General features: G+C 67.3%; 13 protein-coding genes. 7 read left to right on the top strand and 6 right to left on the bottom strand.

The genetic code is table 11. The features are described from left to right. Nucleotides 1–11 precede the first annotated feature (11 nt). The 3 genes from LK542_RS01190 to LK542_RS01180 form a co-directional block, all read right to left on the bottom strand. A complete protein-coding gene (locus tag LK542_RS01190; RefSeq protein ID WP_227810499.1) occupies nt 12–1,319 on the bottom strand; it encodes an MFS transporter in 1,308 nt (435 codons plus the stop codon). Nucleotides 1,320–1,573: 254 nt separating this feature from the next. Continuing rightward, nucleotides 1,574–2,716, bottom strand: coding sequence for a CmpA/NrtA family ABC transporter substrate-binding protein (locus LK542_RS01185; protein WP_227810498.1), 1,143 nt, complete (start codon nt 2,714–2,716; stop codon nt 1,574–1,576). Nucleotides 2,717–2,740: 24 nt separating this feature from the next. Continuing rightward, on the bottom strand, nt 2,741–3,385 hold the full coding sequence (locus LK542_RS01180; protein WP_227810497.1) for an ANTAR domain-containing response regulator: 645 nt from the start codon (nt 3,383–3,385) through the stop codon (nt 2,741–2,743). A 606-nt stretch (nt 3,386–3,991) separates the two neighbouring features. Here LK542_RS01180 and LK542_RS01175 point away from each other — a divergent pair. Further along, on the top strand, nt 3,992–6,358 hold the full coding sequence (locus LK542_RS01175) for a prolyl oligopeptidase family serine peptidase (RefSeq protein WP_227810496.1): 2,367 nt from the start codon (nt 3,992–3,994) through the stop codon (nt 6,356–6,358). Nucleotides 6,359–6,490: 132 nt separating this feature from the next. Then, nucleotides 6,491–8,647: a hypothetical protein gene (locus LK542_RS01170; RefSeq protein ID WP_227810495.1), complete on the top strand. Its 2,157-nt coding sequence runs from the start codon at nt 6,491–6,493 to the stop codon at nt 8,645–8,647. Nucleotides 8,648–8,655: 8 nt separating this feature from the next. Here LK542_RS01170 and LK542_RS01165 read toward each other — a convergent pair whose 3' ends face one another. Further along, nucleotides 8,656–9,897, bottom strand: a complete 1,242-nt coding sequence (locus LK542_RS01165; RefSeq protein ID WP_227810494.1) for a M20/M25/M40 family metallo-hydrolase — start codon at nt 9,895–9,897, stop codon at nt 8,656–8,658. After that, nucleotides 9,897–11,132: a urate hydroxylase PuuD gene (locus LK542_RS01160; RefSeq protein WP_227810493.1), complete on the bottom strand. Its 1,236-nt coding sequence runs from the start codon at nt 11,130–11,132 to the stop codon at nt 9,897–9,899. The genes LK542_RS01165 and LK542_RS01160 overlap by 1 nt, the downstream gene beginning before the upstream one ends. Nucleotides 11,133–11,235: 103 nt before the next feature. Here LK542_RS01160 and LK542_RS01155 point away from each other — a divergent pair, with 103 nt between their 5' ends. The 5 genes from LK542_RS01155 to LK542_RS01135 all read left to right on the top strand — a co-directional run bounded on the left by LK542_RS01155 (nt 11,236) and on the right by LK542_RS01135 (nt 16,618). Further along, the gene (locus LK542_RS01155) at nt 11,236–12,174 is read left to right on the top strand and encodes a LysR substrate-binding domain-containing protein (protein WP_227800171.1); all 939 of its coding nucleotides are present in this window, start codon (nt 11,236–11,238) and stop codon (nt 12,172–12,174) included. An 85-nt stretch (nt 12,175–12,259) separates the two neighbouring features. Next, complete coding sequence (locus LK542_RS01150; protein WP_227810796.1) at nt 12,260–14,011, top strand: allantoate amidohydrolase; 1,752 nt, start codon at nt 12,260–12,262, stop codon at nt 14,009–14,011. A 95-nt stretch (nt 14,012–14,106) separates the two neighbouring features. Beyond that, a complete protein-coding gene (locus tag LK542_RS01145; protein ID WP_227810492.1) occupies nt 14,107–14,694 on the top strand; it encodes a porin family protein in 588 nt (195 codons plus the stop codon). Nucleotides 14,695–14,759: 65 nt separating this feature from the next. After that, nucleotides 14,760–15,998, top strand: coding sequence for a sensor histidine kinase (locus LK542_RS01140; protein WP_227810491.1), 1,239 nt, complete (start codon nt 14,760–14,762; stop codon nt 15,996–15,998). Beyond that, nucleotides 15,995–16,618 carry a response regulator gene (locus tag LK542_RS01135; protein ID WP_227800168.1) on the top strand — a complete coding sequence of 208 codons (624 nt, stop codon included), beginning with the start codon at nt 15,995–15,997 and terminating at the stop codon, nt 16,616–16,618. The genes LK542_RS01140 and LK542_RS01135 overlap by 4 nt, the downstream gene beginning before the upstream one ends. A 13-nt stretch (nt 16,619–16,631) precedes the next feature. On the opposite strand, the gene LK542_RS01130 is transcribed toward LK542_RS01135, so the two are convergent. Next, nucleotides 16,632–17,105 carry an MgtC/SapB family protein gene (locus LK542_RS01130; RefSeq protein ID WP_227800167.1) on the bottom strand — a complete coding sequence of 158 codons (474 nt, stop codon included), beginning with the start codon at nt 17,103–17,105 and terminating at the stop codon, nt 16,632–16,634. Nucleotides 17,106–17,170: the final 65 nt, after the last annotated feature.

Here is a 17,170-nt window from a genome sequence, read left to right as displayed (position 1 = left end):
GCTGCTGCTCCTTATGCTGCCGTGGCGAGCGGCGCTGCTTCGGCCGCGCCCAGGGTGAAACGGGCGGCGATGGCGCACAGGCTCGAGGCCAGCACCAGCACGCTCAGGATGACGAGGGTCTGCTGGACGTCGCCAGTACCCTTCATCAGGAAGCCGGCCAGCACCGCGCCGACGTTGCCGCCGGCGCCGACGATGCCGGCCACGCCGCCCAGCGCCTTTGGCGCAACAAAGGGCACCAGCGCATAGGTGGCGCCGCAGGCCATGTGGGTGAACAGGCCGAAGCACAGCATGGCGATGACGGCATAGGCGACCCCGTCGGCCTGGGCGAACCACAGCAGGCCGAGGCCCTCGCCGATCATCAGCACGAACAGCACGGTGACGCGGCTGTTCAGGCTTCCGCTACCGGCGGCGCGGTCCGACAGCCAGCCGCCGAGTGCGCGGGCGAACAGGGCCAGCAGGCCGAAGCTGCCGGCCGCCAGCCCGGCGGCGCCTAACGACAGGTTGAAATGCTCGACGTAATACACGGCGGCGATGTTGTGGATGAAGATCTCGATGCCGAAACAGGCGCCGTAGGTGACGAACAGCAGCCAGGCGCGGTGGTTGCGGCAGGCTTCCTTGAAGCTCGCCCAGCCGCCCTTGCCGCCTTGCGGGTGGATGCCCTGGGCGCGCAGCTCGTCGTAGTTACCAGCCGGGCAATCCTGGGTGTAGCGCCAGTAGAAGAAGGCCATCAGGATCATCATCAGGCCCGGCACCACCAGCGCCACGCGCCAGCCCAGGCCCTGCGACACGCCCAGCATGGTCACGGCCGTGAGCAGCAGCGGCATGAGCGCCTGCGCCGCGCCGCCGCCGCTGTTGCCCCAGCCGGCCGCCGCCGCGTTGGCGGTGCCGACCACCTTCGGCCCGAACATCACCGAGGTGTGGTACTGGGTGATCACGAAGCTGGCGCCGACCGCGCCGATCCCGAGACGGAACAGCAGGAAGCTTTCGTAGCTCTGCGAGAGCGCCACGCCGAGCACGGGGATCGATCCCAGCAGGAGCAGGCCGGTATAGGTCTTGCGCGGGCCGTAGCGGTCGCACAGCGGGCCGACCAGCAGGCGCACGAAGATCGTGATGGCGACGGCCGCGATGTTGATGTTGGCGATCTGCTCCATCGACAGCCCGAACTCGCCTTTGATCACCGGCATGAGCGGCGCGCAGGCGAACCAGGCGAAGAAGCAGATGAAAAAGGCTACCCAGGTCAGGTGGAAAGCGCGCATCGGCGCGGTATTAAACGAGAACAGCTTGATGCTGTCAGCCTTGTTGCCCAATGGTGTGGTCATATTTCTTCCTCTAGAAAACAAAACGGCGTCCGCGCACCTGCCGGGAAGGAAGGTACTGCGGACGCCGTTGTCCTTGGTTGCCAGCCCCTCGTTAGGCAGGCGAAGAATTGAAGAGGATCGCCATTGATCCTGTACCGATGTATGAGCAAGACGCGTGCCACACGGGACGCAGAGGGAAGCGGCTGGCCTCCTGCCGCCGGCGCGCTACATTGCGGTGCAACATGCTCGCAAATGAGGCGCAGCGGCGCACCGATTCAGGCAAAGCGGGCCGGGTCGCTGCCGTCCCAGACAAGGCCATCGATCAGGGTCGAGCTGCGCATCACGCCATCCGGGACGTCCACGCCGGCCAGCGCCGCGCCGTCTGTATACAGGTCGATCCGGTTCACTTCGCGCGCGACCGACAGCCAGCTTGGGTCGCTCTGCAACAGGCCCCAGCGCCGCTGCTGGGTGAGGAACCACATGCCGTCCGACAGCCAGGGGAAGGTGGCTTGCCCGTCGGCGAAGAAGCGCAAGCCGTTATGGCCGCGCCAGGCCGCGCCGATGTTTGTCCGTCCCGCCAGGCAGAGCTGCAGCACGTCCCTGCCCGCGCCCACGTAAGCGGGGCTGGCCAGCACTTCGGCCGCCGCTTCGCGGTTGCTGCGCGAGGCATCCAGCCAGCGCGCGGCATCCAGCAGCGCCGCGATCATGGCGCGGCAGGTGTGCGGATGGGCGGCCGCGAAATCGGCACTGGCGCCCAGCACCTTGCCCGGATGGTCGGGCCAGATCGCTTCGCTCGACACGGCGAGCAGGCCGGCGCCGTCGCGCACCGCGCGCTGGCCCCAGGGTTCGCCCGCGCAGAAGCCGTCCAGGTGGCCGGCCGCCAGGCTTGCCGCCATCTGCCCGGGCGGCACCGTGACCAGCTTGCAGTCTACGAAAGGATCGATGCCGGCCGTGGCCAGCCAGTAGTACAGGAACAGCGCGTGATTCCCGGTCGGGAAGGTATGTCCGAAGGTGGGCCGCATTCCTCCGCCGCGCACCAACCGGGCCAGCGCCCCACCGTCCGGCGCCTGGGCGGCCAGGCTGCGCGACAGCGTGATGCCCTGACCGTTCTGGTTCAGGTTCATCAGGACCGCCATCTGGCGCGCCCGCGTGCCGATGCCCATCTGCAGGCCGTACAGCAGGCCATACAGCACATGGGCCGCATCGATCTCGCCGCCCACCAGGCGGTCGCGCATGCCGGTCCAGGACAGCTCGCGGCTGAGTTCAAAGCGCACGCCATACTGTTCGTCGAAGCCGAGCACCGACGCCATCACCACCGGCGCGCAGTCCGCCAGCGGCATGAAGCCGATCCGCACGCTGCGCTTTTCCGGTCGGTCCGAGCCGGCCGCCCAGGCGCCGGTTGTCGCAATGCCTGCCATAATCTTCCTGTTCTCCTTGGGTGGCTAACCGAGCAGGTCTTCCACGTCGATCAGCCGCTGCGCGATCTCCGCCAGCTTCATGTTCTTTTTCATGGCCATGCTGCGCAGACGCTGGTAGGCCTGCTCCTCGCTCAAGCGGTAGCGCGTCATCAGGAGGCCCTTGGCGCGGTCGACCAGCTTGCGCTCGGCCAGCTTCTGGCGTGTGCCTGCCAGCTCGTCGAGCAGCTTCTGTTCGCGCCGGAAGCGCGCCAGCGCCACGTCCAGCACCGGCTTGACGCGTTCGGCCTGCAGGCCGGCCACGATATAGGCCGACACGCCCGCCTCCAGCGCCGCGTCCATGCTGGCCGGCGCATCGTCTTCGGTGAACAGCACGATGGGCCGGCGCGCGTCGCGGGTAGCGATCACGATGTGCTCGAGGACGTCGCGCGCGTCCGACTCGCTGTCGACGATGATCATGTCGGGCTGCAGCTGCGCGATCCGCTCGGGCAGGAACACGTCGGCCGGCAGCGAGGCGACCAGGTCGTAACCCGATTCGAGCAGGCCGATGCGCAGCGCGGCGCTACGGCGCGCCTGCTCGGCAAGCACGGCATCGCGTTCCTCGCCAGGCGTGCTGGCGGGATTCACGACGACAATGCGCAGAAGGGGAGATGCACAGCCGGGAAAAGTCATGCCGGTATTGCATGCAAGAAGCGCACCAGCTACCCCAATCATTCACAGTGGCAACAATGAGACATTCGCGACGTAAATATCACTCGCCGAGATAGATCGTCAATTATTCACGCCAAGCATCGCTGGAATCACAAATCTAAAGTTTATTTATGGCTCGGACTTCCCTATACTGCACCGCAACATCACAGTCTTTACAGGAGAGCCACATGGCCGTCACCCGCCGCTTCTTCAGCAATGCCGCCGCCGCCCTGCGCAGCTTTTCGATCGAACTCTACGCCGCCCACGGCGGCTGGGCGCCGGTCGTCCGGGGCTGAGCATGACCACACTCGAAACCGTCCTCATCGTCTGCGCCCTCGCCGGACTGGTCATTCGTCTTGCCCTGTTCCTGCGCCCTTCGCGCGAATCGGGCGAGGCAGCCTGACGCGCTGCAACGCGACAGCTGTACTGACATGCATGCGCCGGCCGTACATACGTACGCCGGCGCATTGTTTTTTGGTCTAATCATTCTCCGCATCCCTCCCCCGCAGCGTCGCATGCTGAGCTAGAATGCAAAGCGCATTTTCTGGCAAGAAAGCTAATTCCCTTTCACTCAGCACTGAGAACACGATGCGACTACCAGCACTCACGATCTTCGCGGCACAACTCGCCCTGCTTGCCCTGCCGGCGGCGGCCTCCACGCCCATCACCCTCGACCAGGCCATGTCCCACCCCGACTGGATCGGCACCCCGGTGGAAACCGCCTGGTTCAGCTGGGACGGCAAGCAGGTGTATTACAAGCAGAAGCGCACCGGCTCGCCGATCCGCGACACCTGGCAGGTGGCGCAAGGCGGCAAGCCGAAGCTGGTGAGCGATCTTGAGGCCGCAAAGATCGACGGCGCCGACGTGGTCTACAACCCGGCCCAGACCCGCGTCCTGATGCTGCGTAACGGCGACCTGTTCGAGCGCGACCTGCGCAGCGGCGCGCTGGTGCAGATCACACGCGGCGCCAGCCGCCTCGAGTCGCCGCAGTATGCGAGCGACGAGCGCAGCGTCCAGTACCGCATCGGCACCGACTGGTACAGCTGGGACCGCACCACCCGCGTGGTGGGCCCGGTCGCCCTGCCGCGCGCTGCCAAGGACCCGGCCGTGAACGAGGACGATCCGCTGCGCGACCAGCAGCTGCGCCTGATCGCCACCCTCAAGCGCCAGAAAGACGAGCGCGACGCCCTGCGCGAGCGCATGAACGAACAGCGCCGCGCCGACCCGACCCTGCCCCCGGCCCCGATCTACCTGGGCGAGAAGGTCGCGATCGAAGGCAGCGTGCTGTCGCCCGACGGCCGCTGGCTGCTCGTGGTCACCGCACCGAAAGGCGCTGACAAGGGCCGCATCGGCAAGATGCCGCGCTATGTGACCGAATCGGGCTACGAGGAATTCGACGACCAGCGTCCGCGCGTGGGCCGCAACACGCCGGCGCCGCACGCACTCAAGCTGGTCGACCTGCGCACCAACAAGGTGCAGGACCTGTCCTTCGACGTCCTCCCCGGCGTCAATGTCGACCCGCTGGCCGAGCTGCGCGCCGCTGCCAAGAAGGAGCCGCTCAAGGGCAGCCGTCCGGTGCGCGTGCTCGAAGGCGCCGACGCCATCGAATGGAGCGCGAACGGCGCCAATGTCGCCGTCATGCTGCGTTCGGTGGACAACAAGGACCGCTGGATCGCCACCGTCGACCTGCAGGCTGCGAAACTCAAGCCGCTGCACCGCCTGAGCGACACCGCCTGGGTCAACTACGACAACAACGAATTCGGCTGGCTGCCGGACAACCGCACCCTGTGGTACCTGTCCGAGGAAAGCGGCTATTCGCACCTGTACACCCAGCCGGCAGAAGGTGGCGCCCCACGTGCCCTGACCTCGGGCAAGTGGGAAGCCTCGGACGTGCGCTGGTCGCATGACGGCAGCGTCGCCTACGTGATGTGCAACCGCGCCACCCCGGGCGACTACGAAGTCTGCGCCGTCAACGCGAAGGACGGCGCCGTGCGCGAAGTCACGAACCTGGACGGCGTCGAACGCTTCACCCTGTCGCCGGACGAGAAGAAGCTGCTGGTTCACTGGTCGAGCAGCTACACCCCGGTGCAGATCGCCACGGTGCCTGTGAGCGGCGGCGCTGCAGCCAAGCTGACCGACACCCGTACCGCCGAGTACAAGGCGCGCCAGTGGGTCGAGCCGCAATACGTAGCGGTGCCCTCGAGCGCCGGTGGCGATCCGGTCTGGGCCAAGCTGTACCGCCCGGCCCAGCTCGAGCCGGGCAAGAAGTATCCGGTCGTGATGTTCGTGCACGGCGCCGGCTACCTGCAGAACGTCAGCAAGCGCTACCCGAACTACTTCCGCGAGCAGATGTTCCACAACCTGCTGGTCCAGAAGGGCTATGTGGTGCTCGACATGGACTACCGCGCCTCCAAGGGCTACGGCAGCAAGTGGCGCACCGCGATCTACCGCCAGATGGGCCACCCGGAACTGGTCGACTACATCGACGGCGTGAACTACATGGTGGGCCAGCACCAGGGCGACGCCAAGAACGTCGGCGTCTACGGCGGCAGCTACGGCGGCTTCATGACCTTCATGGCCCTGATGCGCGCACCGGAGACCTTCAAGTCGGGCGCCGCGCTGCGCCCGGTGACCGACTGGGTGACCTACAACCATGGCTACACCGCGAACATCCTGAACACGCCGGACATCGACCCGGAGGCCTACCGGATCTCGTCGCCGATCGAGTACGCGGACAAGCTGCAGGGCCATCTCCTGATCGCCCACGGCATGATCGACGATAACGTGTTCTACCAGGACTCGGTGCGCATGGCGCAGCGCCTGATCGAGCTGAAGAAGGACAACTGGGAACTGGCCAGCTACCCGCTGGAGCGCCACGCCTACGTGCAGCCGGAAGCCTGGTACGACCAGTACCGCCGCATCTACCAGCTGTTCGAGCGCACGCTCAAGCAGTAATCGACGCGATACAGCAGTGATTGCAAGGGCGCCTGCGGGCGCCCTTGTTGCTTGAGCGCGAACGCAGCGCGCATGCGCCTGGCGCTACCATACGGCATGCCAGCCTTTCACCCTATCCTCCCCGGAGCCGCCATGCCCGCCTTCCGCGTACCAATCATGCTCGCCTTCCTGCTCGCCGCCGGCACCGTCCACGCCGAGATCCAGGTCTTTACCGGCCTGCCGGCAGGGGGCGGCCTGGACGCCCGCAAGGTGGTGGAAGCCCGCTACGGCAGCGCCACGCCCAACCTGGTGAAGCGGATCGAGGGCAGCCTCACCACGGCCACCGTGGAGAACACGGGCGGCGCCGCGGCCGGCGAAGCGGTTCCGGTCTCGTTCGGACAAGTGTTTGCGCCTGGCGTCCTCCAACCCGGCACTTCGCTGCACGGCAGGACGGCCGCCGGCACGGTCCCCCTTCAAATGGACGTCAAGGCGACCCACCCCGACGGGTCGGTGCGGCACGCGGTGATCTCGGCACTGGTCGCGCGGCCGGAAGCGCGCAAGCCGGTGGCCCTCGGCCTGTTCGCGGGAGCGGCCCCGGATGCGCACAAGAGCGCCGCGCCGGAAACGGAGCGGCCGGCCGTCGACGCGGTGGTCAGCGCCACCATCGATGGCAAGCGCTACAGCGCCACGCTCGATCGGCGCCCTGCGCAGCCGCCCAGGGACAGCTGGCTGGCCGGCCCCATCGCACACGAGTGGCATGCCGCCGTGCCGCTGCGCAGTGCCGCCGGCGAGGAGCATCCGCAGCTCGTGGCGCGCTTCGCGCTGCGCACCTATCCCGACGCCAGGCGAACCAGGGTCGACATCACCGTCGAAAACGCCTGGGCTTTCGAGCCGGGGGCCAGGAACTTTACTTACGACGCGCAGATCGTGCTCGATGGCGCTGCCGTGTACACGCGGCCCGGCCTGAACCACTACCACCACACGCGCTGGCGCAAGGTGTTCTGGGTCGGCGGCGATCCGGGCGTCGACGTGCATCCCAGCATGCAGGACCTGATGGCCAGCCGCGCGATCCCGAACTACGACCCCACGGTGCTGGTGGCGGAATCGGCCCTGGCCGACATGCAGGCGCGCTGGCAGGGTCCCCGCACCGAACCGATGGGCACCGGTGAAGCCATGCCTGCGATGGGAACCACGGGCGGGCGCGCCGACATCGGCCTGCTCCCGGGATGGGCGGCGATGTACGTGCTGAGCGCCGATGCGCGGGCCAGGAAGGTCACGCTGGGCACGGGCGACCTGGCCGGCAGCTTCTCCATGCACTTCCGGGACAAGCGCAGCGGACGGCCGGTGAGCGTGCGCGACTTTCCCTACATGACGATCCTGGGCCGTCCCGGCGACGCCATCAATCCGGCGACTGGTAAGTCCGAAGGTTTCCGCGGTTGCGAGACGCCGGGCAGCTGCGACAGCCCGAACCTGCACGACGTGCCGCACCAGCCGGAACTGGCTTATCTCCCCTATCTGGTCACCGGCGACCATTACTATCTCGAAGAACTGCAGTTCTGGGCGATGTACAACGCCTTCTCGTCGAATCCCTACTACCGCGAATTCGACAAGGGACTGCTCAAGCCGGACCAGGTGCGCGGCCAGGCATGGGGCCTGCGCACGCTGGCGCGCGCCGCCTATATCACGCCGGACGACGATCCGCTGAAAAAGCATTTCAGGCACATCGTCGACAGCAACCTGGCCTGGTACAACGCGCACTACACCGACAACCCGCAGGCCAACGCGCTGGGTGTCGTCGTCGATGGCTACGCGGTCGTGTACAAGAACGGCACCGCGCTGGCGCCGTGGCAGGACGATTTCTTCACTGCGGCGGTCGGCATGACAGCGGAACTCGGCTTCGACAAGGCCCTGCCGCTGCTGAAGTGGAAGGCCAGGTTCCCGGTCGCGCGCATGGTCGATCCGGACGCATGCTGGATCGACGGCGCGATCTACGACCTGAAGGTGCGCGACAGCGCAGGCAGCCCGTTCTACCGCAACTATGCCCAGGCCTACCGCGCCAGTCACGCCCCCGAGTTCCTTGCCCTACCCTGCGCCGGCGCAGACATGGCGGCGGCGCTCAAGCTGGCTGTGGGCGAAATGACCGGCTACTCCACCAGCGTGGTGGGCTACCCGTCGAACATGCAGCCGGCGCTCGCCTACAGCGCCGCCGTCGCAGGCGACGACGGACGCAAGGCGTGGGAACGCTTCATGGCGCGCAGCGTCAAGCCGGACTACGGCAACGGCCCGCAGTTCGCCATCGTGCCGCGCTGAGGCAGCCTTTACTCGGACTGCGCCAGGAAGTCGAGCAGCGTGAGCGCCACCACCTTGGTAGCCTTGCGCAGGTCGTCCAACACCAGCCGCTCGTCGGCCTTCTTGGCGTTCGATTCGGGCACCGTGCGCGGCCCGGCACCGTACAGCACCGCCGGGATGCCGCGCTCGCCGTACAGGCGCGCGTCCGCATACAGCGGCGTGCCCTGGGCCGTGATCTCTTCGCCCATGATGGCGCGGCCGTGGCGCTGCAGGCTGGCTACCAGCTGCTCCGAGCCGGGCAGCGGACGCAATGCGTGCGACAGTAGCAGGCGCCGGATCTCCAGGCGGATGCCCGGCATGCCTGCCACCGCATCCTCGATCAGCGCGCGCACCTGGGCCTCCACCGCCACCGGGTCTTCTTCCGGGATCATGCGGCGGTCCATCTTCATCACCACCTTGCCCGGCACCACATTCGTGTTCGTCCCGCCGTCGATGCGGCCGACCAGCATGGTGGGTGAATCGATGCCCGGCACGCCCGACTTGATCTTCTTCAGTTCCGGCAGCTGGCCGTAGATCGCGTTCAGGATGCGGGTGGCGGCCTGCAGCGCGTCCACCGCGGTCTCCGGCATCGCGCCGTGACCGGCCTTGCCGTGCACCGTGATCTCCAGCTGCAAACAAGCGTTGTGGGCGGTGACGATGTTGTAGCTGAAGCCGGCCGCGATCACGTAGTCGGGACGGGTCAGCCCCTGCTCCAGCAGCCAACCCGGGCCGAGCAGGCCGCCGAATTCCTCGTCATAGGTGAAGTGCAGCTCGAGCGCGCCGGTGAGCGGCAGGCCCAGCGCTTCCAGCGCGCGCACCGCGAACACATAGGTGGCGAAATCGCTTTTCGATACCGCCGCGGCGCGGCCGTAGATGGCGCCATTGTGAATCTCGGCGCCGTAGGGCGGCCTGGTCCAGCCCTCGCCCGGCGGCACCACGTCGCCATGCGCGTTCAAGGCCAGCGTCGGGCCTCCCGGCCCATACGGGCGGCGCACGATCAGGTTGGTGATGCTCGCCATGCCGTAGTCGCGCACCTCCTGTTCAGGTACCGCGTGCTTCTCGGCGTTCCAGCCGTACTGCGCGAGCATCTCCGCGACTGCGTCCGCGTGCGGCGCATTGTTGCCCGGCGGCGTGTCGGTCGGGATGCGGATCACCTGCTGCAGGAAGCCGACCTGTTCGTCGAAGTGCGCGTCGATCCATTCCAGGAGCTGTTGCTGTCGCTGGTCGTTCATTATTTCTGTCCTGTTTTTGCGCCGGTTTCGAACCAGGCGCCGACTTGCGCCCGTTCGGCATCGGTCATGTGGGTAAGGTTCGCCAGCGGCATCGCTTTCAGCTGCACCGTCTGCTGGTAGATACGCTGAGCGTTCTGGCTCACGAGTTCGGGGGTGTGCAGCATCACGCCGCCCGGCGCCGTCGCGAAGCCCGGCTGTGTCGGCTGCTGCGCATGGCAGGACACGCAGCGCTGGTCGATGATGGTGCGGACCTGGGCGAAGCGCGCTGCCTCGTCCTGCCCCGCTGCGGCCTGGCTCCCTGCCGGCGCCTTTGGCGCGATGGCAAAGGCGAGCAGCGCCAGCAGCGCCACGCCCGCCGCCGGATACTTCCACGCGATACGGCCCTTGTGGCGCAGGTTGAAGAAGTGGCGGATCAGCACACCGGCCGCCATGATCACGCCCAGCACCGCCCATGAGTATTCGTGGCGGTAGGTCATCGCATAGTGGTTGCTGATCATGATGAACAGCACCGGCAGCGTGAAGTAATTGTTGTGAACACTGCGCTGCTTGGCCTTGATGCCGTGGATCGGGTCCGGCTTCTGGCCCGCCAACATGGCCTTGACCATCTTGCGCTGGCCGGGAATGATCAGCATCGCCACGTTCGCCACCATCATGGTGCCGATCATCGCCCCCACGTGCAGGTAGGCGGCGCGGCCGCTGAGCAGGTGCGTCAGCACATAGCTGCTGGCCACCAGGAAGGCGAAGATGGTGACGCCGAAAGCCAGATCGTGCCTGCCCAGCGGGGAGCGGCACAGCAGGTCGTAGACGATCCAGCCGACCACCAGGCTTCCCAATCCGATGCCGACCGCCTGCCAGCTGGTGAGGTCCGCCACGCTGCGGTCGACCATCATGGCTTGCGCATTCAGGTAGTAGACGATGACCAGCAGCGCGAAGCCCGACAGCCAGGTGGAATACGCTTCCCACTTGAACCAGTGGAGCTCCTTTGGCAGCTCGGCGGGCGCCACGAGGTATTTCTGCGGGTTGTAGAAGCCGCCGCCGTGCACGGCCCACAATTCACCTGCGACGCCCTTCTTCGCCAGCTCCGAACCCGGCGCCGGCGGGCGGATCGTGTTGTCGAGCCAGACGAAGTAGAAGGAAGCGCCGATCCAGGCGATGCCCGTGATGATGTGCAGCCAGCGCACCAGCATGTTGAACCATTCCAAAGCATACGGGCCGAGATATCCGAAACCATCCATAGGAGGCGTCCTTATTGAGTATCCCTCGAAGATAGCTTGATTTCATTTTCTGCAACATGAAATTTAGCGTATATTCAACATATCTGTATTGATATACGCGCCCATGGCCAGCCTGCCCCAGCACCTCGACCTGCACCTGATCCGCATCCTCTATTTGCTGCTGCAGGAGAAGAACGTGTCGCGCGTCGCCCTCAAGCTGAACCAGCCGCAGCCATCGATCTCGGCTTCGCTGCGCAAACTGCGCGAGCTGACCGGCGATCCGCTCTTGGTGCGCGGTGCGCGCGGCATGGTGCCGACCCAGCACGGCGAGAGCCTCATGAAGCCGGCCAAGCGCATCCTGGACGAAGCCGAGAGCCTGTTCGTGCGCAAGTCTCCCTTCGTGCCGGAAGAAGCGACGCGCACCTTCCACATCGCCGCGCCCGACTACCTCGACACCCAGTTCCTGCCGGGCGTGGTGGCCGCCCTGCGCCGCGGTTCGCCCAACAGCAAGGTGGTGATCCATAGCCTGGGCCCCGGCCTGGATTACCTGCGCATGCTGTCCGACGGCGAGATGGACCTGGTGATCGCCAACTGGGACGAGCCGCCCGCGCACCTGCACATGTCCAAGCTGTTCGAAGACCCGATCATCTGCACCATGCGCGCCGACAGCCCGTATGCGCGGCGCACCGCCGCCGATGGCATGACGGTCGAAGACTACCTGTCGCTGCCGCACGTGGCGCCCTCGCAGATGCTGCCCGGTTACCACGGCGTGATCGACGCCCACCTCGACCGCATGGGCATGCAGCGCAAGGTGGCGGTCGAGTCGCCCTATTTCGGCGTGATCCCCTACATGCTGACCCAGAGCGACCTGGTGCTCACCACCGGACGCCAGTTCATCCGCTTCTACGAACGCACGCTGCCCCTGAAAAGCTTCGCGGTGCCGATCAAGTTCCCGCCGATGCGCTTCTACCAGCTGTGGCACCAGCGCGTGCACCAGTCGTCCGAGCACAAATGGCTGCGCGACCAGGTCAGCGCCGCGGCGCGGGCGCTGGTACCGAAGTAAGCGCAATACCGGCTATGCGCCCGCGCGTATGAGCTGGAAGCTTGCAGGATTTATCATCATGGACTCGAATGAGGCGATGCACACCATGACTACCCTGTCGGATCTGAACACTTGCGAACCCGGCGCCTTCGTGGAGGCACTGCGCGGCATCTATGAACACTCCCCCTGGATCGCCGAGCGCGCGGCCGGCAAGCGGCCCTTTGCCAGCCTGGCTGCGCTCAAGCTGGCCCTGCAGGACGTGGTGACGCAGGCGGACGAGGACGAGCAGCTGGCGCTGCTGCGCGCCCACCCTGAGCTGGCCGGCAAGGCGGCCATCGCGGGCGAGCTGACGGCGGAATCGACGGGCGAGCAGGCCGCGTCCGGCCTGAACCGCTGCAGCCCGGACGAATACGCCCGGCTGCACGAACTCAATGCCCGGTACAGCGAGAAATTCGGCTTTCCCTTCATCTTGGCGGTGAAGGGACCGACGGGACGCGGCCTCACGCGCGCCGCCATCATCGAGACCTTTGCGCGGCGCCTGAAGAACACCCGTCCTGATGAGATGCTTGAGTGCCTGCGCCAGGTGCACCGCATCGCCGAGATCCGCCTGAACGAACTGCTGGGCGTGCAGTTGCGCTTCGGGCCGCAGGTGATGGACTGGGCCGAAACGCTCGGCGCCATCAGCGACGATGAAAACGGACTGACCTGCGCCTACATGACCCCGGCCCACCAGCGCAGCGCGCAGCAGCTGCGCGACTGGATGATCGAGGCCGGCATGGAAGCGCACATCGACGCGGTCGGCAACGTGGTCGGGCGCTACGCGGCCGCGCAGCCGGATGCCAAGACCTTGCTCACGGGCTCGCACTACGACACGGTGCGCAACGGCGGCAAGTACGACGGCCGGCTCGGCATCCTGCTGCCGATCGCCCTGGTGCGCCACCTGAACGAGCGGGGCGAGCGCCTGCCCTTCCACCTGGAGGTGATCGGCTTTGCGGAAGAAGAAGGCGTGCGCTTTCGCAGCACCTTCCTGGGCAGCAGCGCGATCACGGGGCGCTTCGACCCGGTGCTGCTGGACCAGCAGGACAGCGAGGGCGTCACCATGCGCGCGGCGCTGCAGGCTGCCGGCCACGATCCCGCGCAGATCGGGACGATCGCACGCGATCCTGCATTGCTGCTGGGCTTTGTCGAGGTCCATATCGAACAGGGACCGGTTCTATTGGGACGTGGCCTGCCCGTGGGCGTTGTCACGGCGATCGCCGGCAGCTCGCGCTATTTGCTGGAACTCTCCGGCGTGGCCAGCCATGCCGGTACCACGCCGATGGGCATGCGGCGCGACGCCGCCGCAGCGGCTGCCGAGATCGTGCTGCTGGTCGAGCAGCGCTGCAGCGGTCGCGGCTCGCTGGTCGGCACGGTCGGCCAGCTCGAAGTGCCGGCCGGTTCGGTCAACGTGATCCCCGGCCAGTGCCGGCTGTCGCTCGATATCCGCGCGGCCAGCGACGGGGAGCGCCTGGCGGCAGTGGACGATATCCTGGCGGGGATAAGCGCCATCTGCGCCCGGCGCGGCATCGAGGAAAAGCTGTGGAAGCTGGTCGAGGCCGACGCCGCTCCCTGCGCGCCGCCTCTGATGGACGGCCTCGGCGCCGCGATCGAAGCGGCCGGCCTGCCGCGCTTCGACCTGCTGTCCGGCGCCGGCCACGACGCCATGGAGATGGCGAAGATTACCGAGGTGGCGATGCTGTTCACCCGCTGCGGCAATGGCGGCATCAGCCACAATCCGCTGGAGACCATGACGGCGGACGATGCCGAGATCGCGGGCGAGGTGCTGCTGGACTTCCTGCGACGTTACACATACGCATGACGAATGGCACATGCGGCCGGCGCGCCGCATCCCGACAATAGGGGTACACGCTGCATCTCGGTGACGCAGCGGACCACATTGATCGGAAAAGCCACATGAACAAACGCGTCTCTGCAATCCTCCTCGCCCTGCCATTGTTCGCCAGCCTGTCCGCGCACGCGGCCGGGCCGGACGACACCCGCTTCTATGCCGGCATCGCGACCGGCCAGTCGAAGTCGACCCTCGAAAACCCCGACGGCGAACGCTTCAGCAGCAAGAACCATCCCCTGCGCGTCAAGCTGTATGGCGGACTCGCACTGAGCGAGCACCTGGCGCTGGAAACCGGTTACGCAGGCGTGGCGAGCAGGTACAAATTCGACCGCGACATGCTCGACACCGCCCAGGATCCACGGCTGTCATCGCGCGCCCTCTACGCGGCCGTGAAAGGCTCGGTGGCCGTCAGCGACAAGGTGTCGCTGCACGCCAAGCTGGGCGTGGCGCACAGCCGCTTCGAGATATCGAACGCCGGCCAGCTTGACGGTACGGTCAGCGGCACCAAGCCGATGTTCGGCGTCGGCGCCTCGTACAAGCTGACGGAGAACGTCGCCGCCACGCTCGAATTCGAACACTACGGCACGGTACGCGAGAAGGACGTCAAGCTGAGCCAGCGACAGCTGCAGGCCGGTCTGCGCTTCGGCTTCTGACGGGGATGGCCGGGCGCCGCCCGGCCATCCGCTAGAATGCAGCACCCTTTTCAATCCATGAGTTCATGACGCAAGAGCCGACCGTCAGCAAGCTGCCCACTGTTCCGCCCTGGATCATCGCCGTCGCGGCCGCACTGCTGTTCGGCGGGCTCGACGTCGCGGCCGCGCTGGCCGGCCGCATCTCCCTGCATAACCCGCTCGGCCTGGCGGCAGTCGCCCTCACCGGCGACTGGCGCGGCGATATCAGCCCGTCCCATGTGCCCCTGGCTTTCCAGCTGTTCGTGGCAGCCAAGGCGGCGGGGTGCGCCCTGTTCGCCCTGCTGCCGGGCGCCGCCTGCCTGGCCAGGACGCCGCGCCGCCGCCTGGTCCTCCTCGGCCTGCTGGTCGCTTGCGCGGTGCTGCTCGATTCGATCGCGCTGCACGTGCTCGTCGCCGCCCATCTCGGCCTGCTGCTGCCTTGGCGCCACGGTTTGTGGATGCTGCTGGCGCAGTACCTGGCGGGCGTTGCGGTGGACACCCTGCTGGTGCTGGATCTGGGCGTACGCCTGGGTGAAGCGCCGCGCTGGTCACTGCTTGCCTATGTCTCGGCCGAACGGACCATCGCGGCGGCGGGCTACCTGGCCGCCCGCCTGGTCCTGCGCGAACACCGGATGCGTCGTGCGCTGGCCACGGCGCATGCGCAGATGCTGGCGACCCGGTCGCTGCTGGCCGAGACGGTGCGCGGCGCCGAGCGCCTGCGCATCGCACGCGACCTGCACGATGCGGTCGGCCACCACCTCACCGCCCTGAACCTGCACCTGGACCTGGCGCTGCGCCAGTCGCGCGAAGCGGCGCCGCCCGCCCTCATCACGGCGCGCGACGCCGGCGGCCAGCTGCTGGCCCAGGTGCGCAACGTCGTCTCCGGCAGCCGCCAGGACCAGGACATCGACCTGGAACAGGCGATCCGCCTGCTGTGCGACGGCATCCCGGGGCTGGCGATCGGCCTGCACGTCGATCCCGCGGCCGCCCGTCACCCGGCGCCCGTCGCGCACGCCCTGTTCTGCTGTATCCAGGAAGCCGTGACCAACGCCCTGCGCCACGCGCATGCGCGCCGGCTCGACATCGCGCTGGCGCTGCAGGACGGCGCCACCGTGGTCCGGGTGGCCGACGACGGGCATGGAAACGCCGCCCTGGCCGAAGGTAATGGCCTGCGCGGCATGCGCGAACGGCTCGCCGACCTGGGCGGCGAGCTGCATTACGGCGCCCGTGCCGGCGGCGGCTTCGCGCTCGAGCTGCGCCTGCCCCCGCGGGAGGTGGCGGCGTGATCCGCGTGGTGCTGGTCGACGACCAGACCCTGGTGCGCAGCGGCATCCACGGCCTGCTCGCGCTGACGGACGACATCCGCGTCGTCGCGGAAGCGGAGGACGGGGTGAAGGCCAGGCAGGTGCTGGCGCAGGCCGGCGCGGACGTCCTGCTGCTCGACGTGCGCATGCCCGGCTGCGGCGGCATCGAGCTGCTGCGGGAACCCGCTTGCACCCTGCCGCCGACGATCATGCTGACCACCTTCGACGACGAAGACGCCATGTTCGAGGCCATGCGCCTCGGTGCGCGCGGCTTCGTGCTCAAGGATATCTCGCTCGAGCGCCTGGCCGAGGGCATCCGGCAGGTTGCGGCTGGCGGCACGCTGTTCCGGCCCGCGCTGACGGAACGCGTCCGCTCCTCCTTCGCGCGCGGGGGCACGGCGGCCATCCCCGGCGTGCTGACGCAACGCGAGACCGAAGTCTTGGCCCTGGTGGCCGGGGGATTGAGCAATGCCGAAATCGCCGCCCACCTGGGCTCGAGCGAAGGCACCGTGAAGAATCACGTCTCCAGCATCCTGTCGAAGCTAGGCGTGCGCGACCGCGTGCGTGCCGTCCTGCGGGGGATCGAGCTAAGTCTGATCTGAAGCGGTCAGGCCTTTATTCCTTCTTGGGCGTGATGCGCAGGATCGCCAGGATCACCAGCGCGAACAGGGCGCTCAGCACCGCGGTCGCTTCGCGTCCCATGCCGGCCGCGATGCCGACCGCCGCGGTCAGCCACACGCTGGCGGCCGTGGTCACGCCCTTCACGTCGTCTTTCTGGTGATGCTTGAGGATGGCGCCGGCGCCGATGAAGCCGATGCCTGCCGTGACGCCCTGCAGGACGCGCGAGACGTCGCCGATCTCCATCCCCGCCTGCAGCGGAATCAGCACGAACAGGGCCGAGCCGAGCGACACCAGCATGTGGGTGCGCAGGCCAGCCGAGGCGCCGACCGACTCGCGCTCGTAGCCGAGCAGGCCGCCGAGGACGACGGCAACCAGGAGGCGCAGCACGATGCGCGTGATGTCCTCCACGTTGCCGAGGTCGGAAAATTCAAACAGTATCGTATTCCAGCTGCGCTCCAGCCAATCCATGCGGCATCTCCCAGGTTACCCCAGGATCATGCCATTTTTACAAGGAAGCTGTCGCCCGCGTCCGG

Origin of the sequence: Massilia sp. IC2-477, from assembly GCF_020707265.1 — a bacterium.
GTDB lineage: Bacteria > Pseudomonadota > Gammaproteobacteria > Burkholderiales > Burkholderiaceae_D > Telluria.
Note: the sequence above shows the minus strand (reverse complement) of the source record. Positions and strands in the feature narration are given on the sequence as shown.

What these genes read in the sequence shown, in the direction of transcription:
- LK542_RS01190 (WP_227810499.1), bottom strand. Translation starts at nt 1,319, where the DNA reads ATGACCACACCATTGGGCAACAAGGCTGACAGCATCAAGCTGTTCTCG.
- LK542_RS01185 (WP_227810498.1), bottom strand. Translation starts at nt 2,716, where the DNA reads ATGGCAGGCATTGCGACAACCGGCGCCTGGGCGGCCGGCTCGGACCGA.
- LK542_RS01180 (WP_227810497.1), bottom strand. Translation starts at nt 3,385, where the DNA reads ATGACTTTTCCCGGCTGTGCATCTCCCCTTCTGCGCATTGTCGTCGTG.
- LK542_RS01175 (WP_227810496.1), top strand. Translation starts at nt 3,992, where the DNA reads ATGCGACTACCAGCACTCACGATCTTCGCGGCACAACTCGCCCTGCTT.
- LK542_RS01170 (WP_227810495.1), top strand. Translation starts at nt 6,491, where the DNA reads ATGCCCGCCTTCCGCGTACCAATCATGCTCGCCTTCCTGCTCGCCGCC.
- LK542_RS01165 (WP_227810494.1), bottom strand. Translation starts at nt 9,897, where the DNA reads ATGAACGACCAGCGACAGCAACAGCTCCTGGAATGGATCGACGCGCAC.
- LK542_RS01160 (WP_227810493.1), bottom strand. Translation starts at nt 11,132, where the DNA reads ATGGATGGTTTCGGATATCTCGGCCCGTATGCTTTGGAATGGTTCAAC.
- LK542_RS01155 (WP_227800171.1), top strand. Translation starts at nt 11,236, where the DNA reads ATGGCCAGCCTGCCCCAGCACCTCGACCTGCACCTGATCCGCATCCTC.
- LK542_RS01150 (WP_227810796.1), top strand. Translation starts at nt 12,260, where the DNA reads ATGACTACCCTGTCGGATCTGAACACTTGCGAACCCGGCGCCTTCGTG.
- LK542_RS01145 (WP_227810492.1), top strand. Translation starts at nt 14,107, where the DNA reads ATGAACAAACGCGTCTCTGCAATCCTCCTCGCCCTGCCATTGTTCGCC.
- LK542_RS01140 (WP_227810491.1), top strand. Translation starts at nt 14,760, where the DNA reads ATGACGCAAGAGCCGACCGTCAGCAAGCTGCCCACTGTTCCGCCCTGG.
- LK542_RS01130 (WP_227800167.1), bottom strand. Translation starts at nt 17,105, where the DNA reads ATGGATTGGCTGGAGCGCAGCTGGAATACGATACTGTTTGAATTTTCC.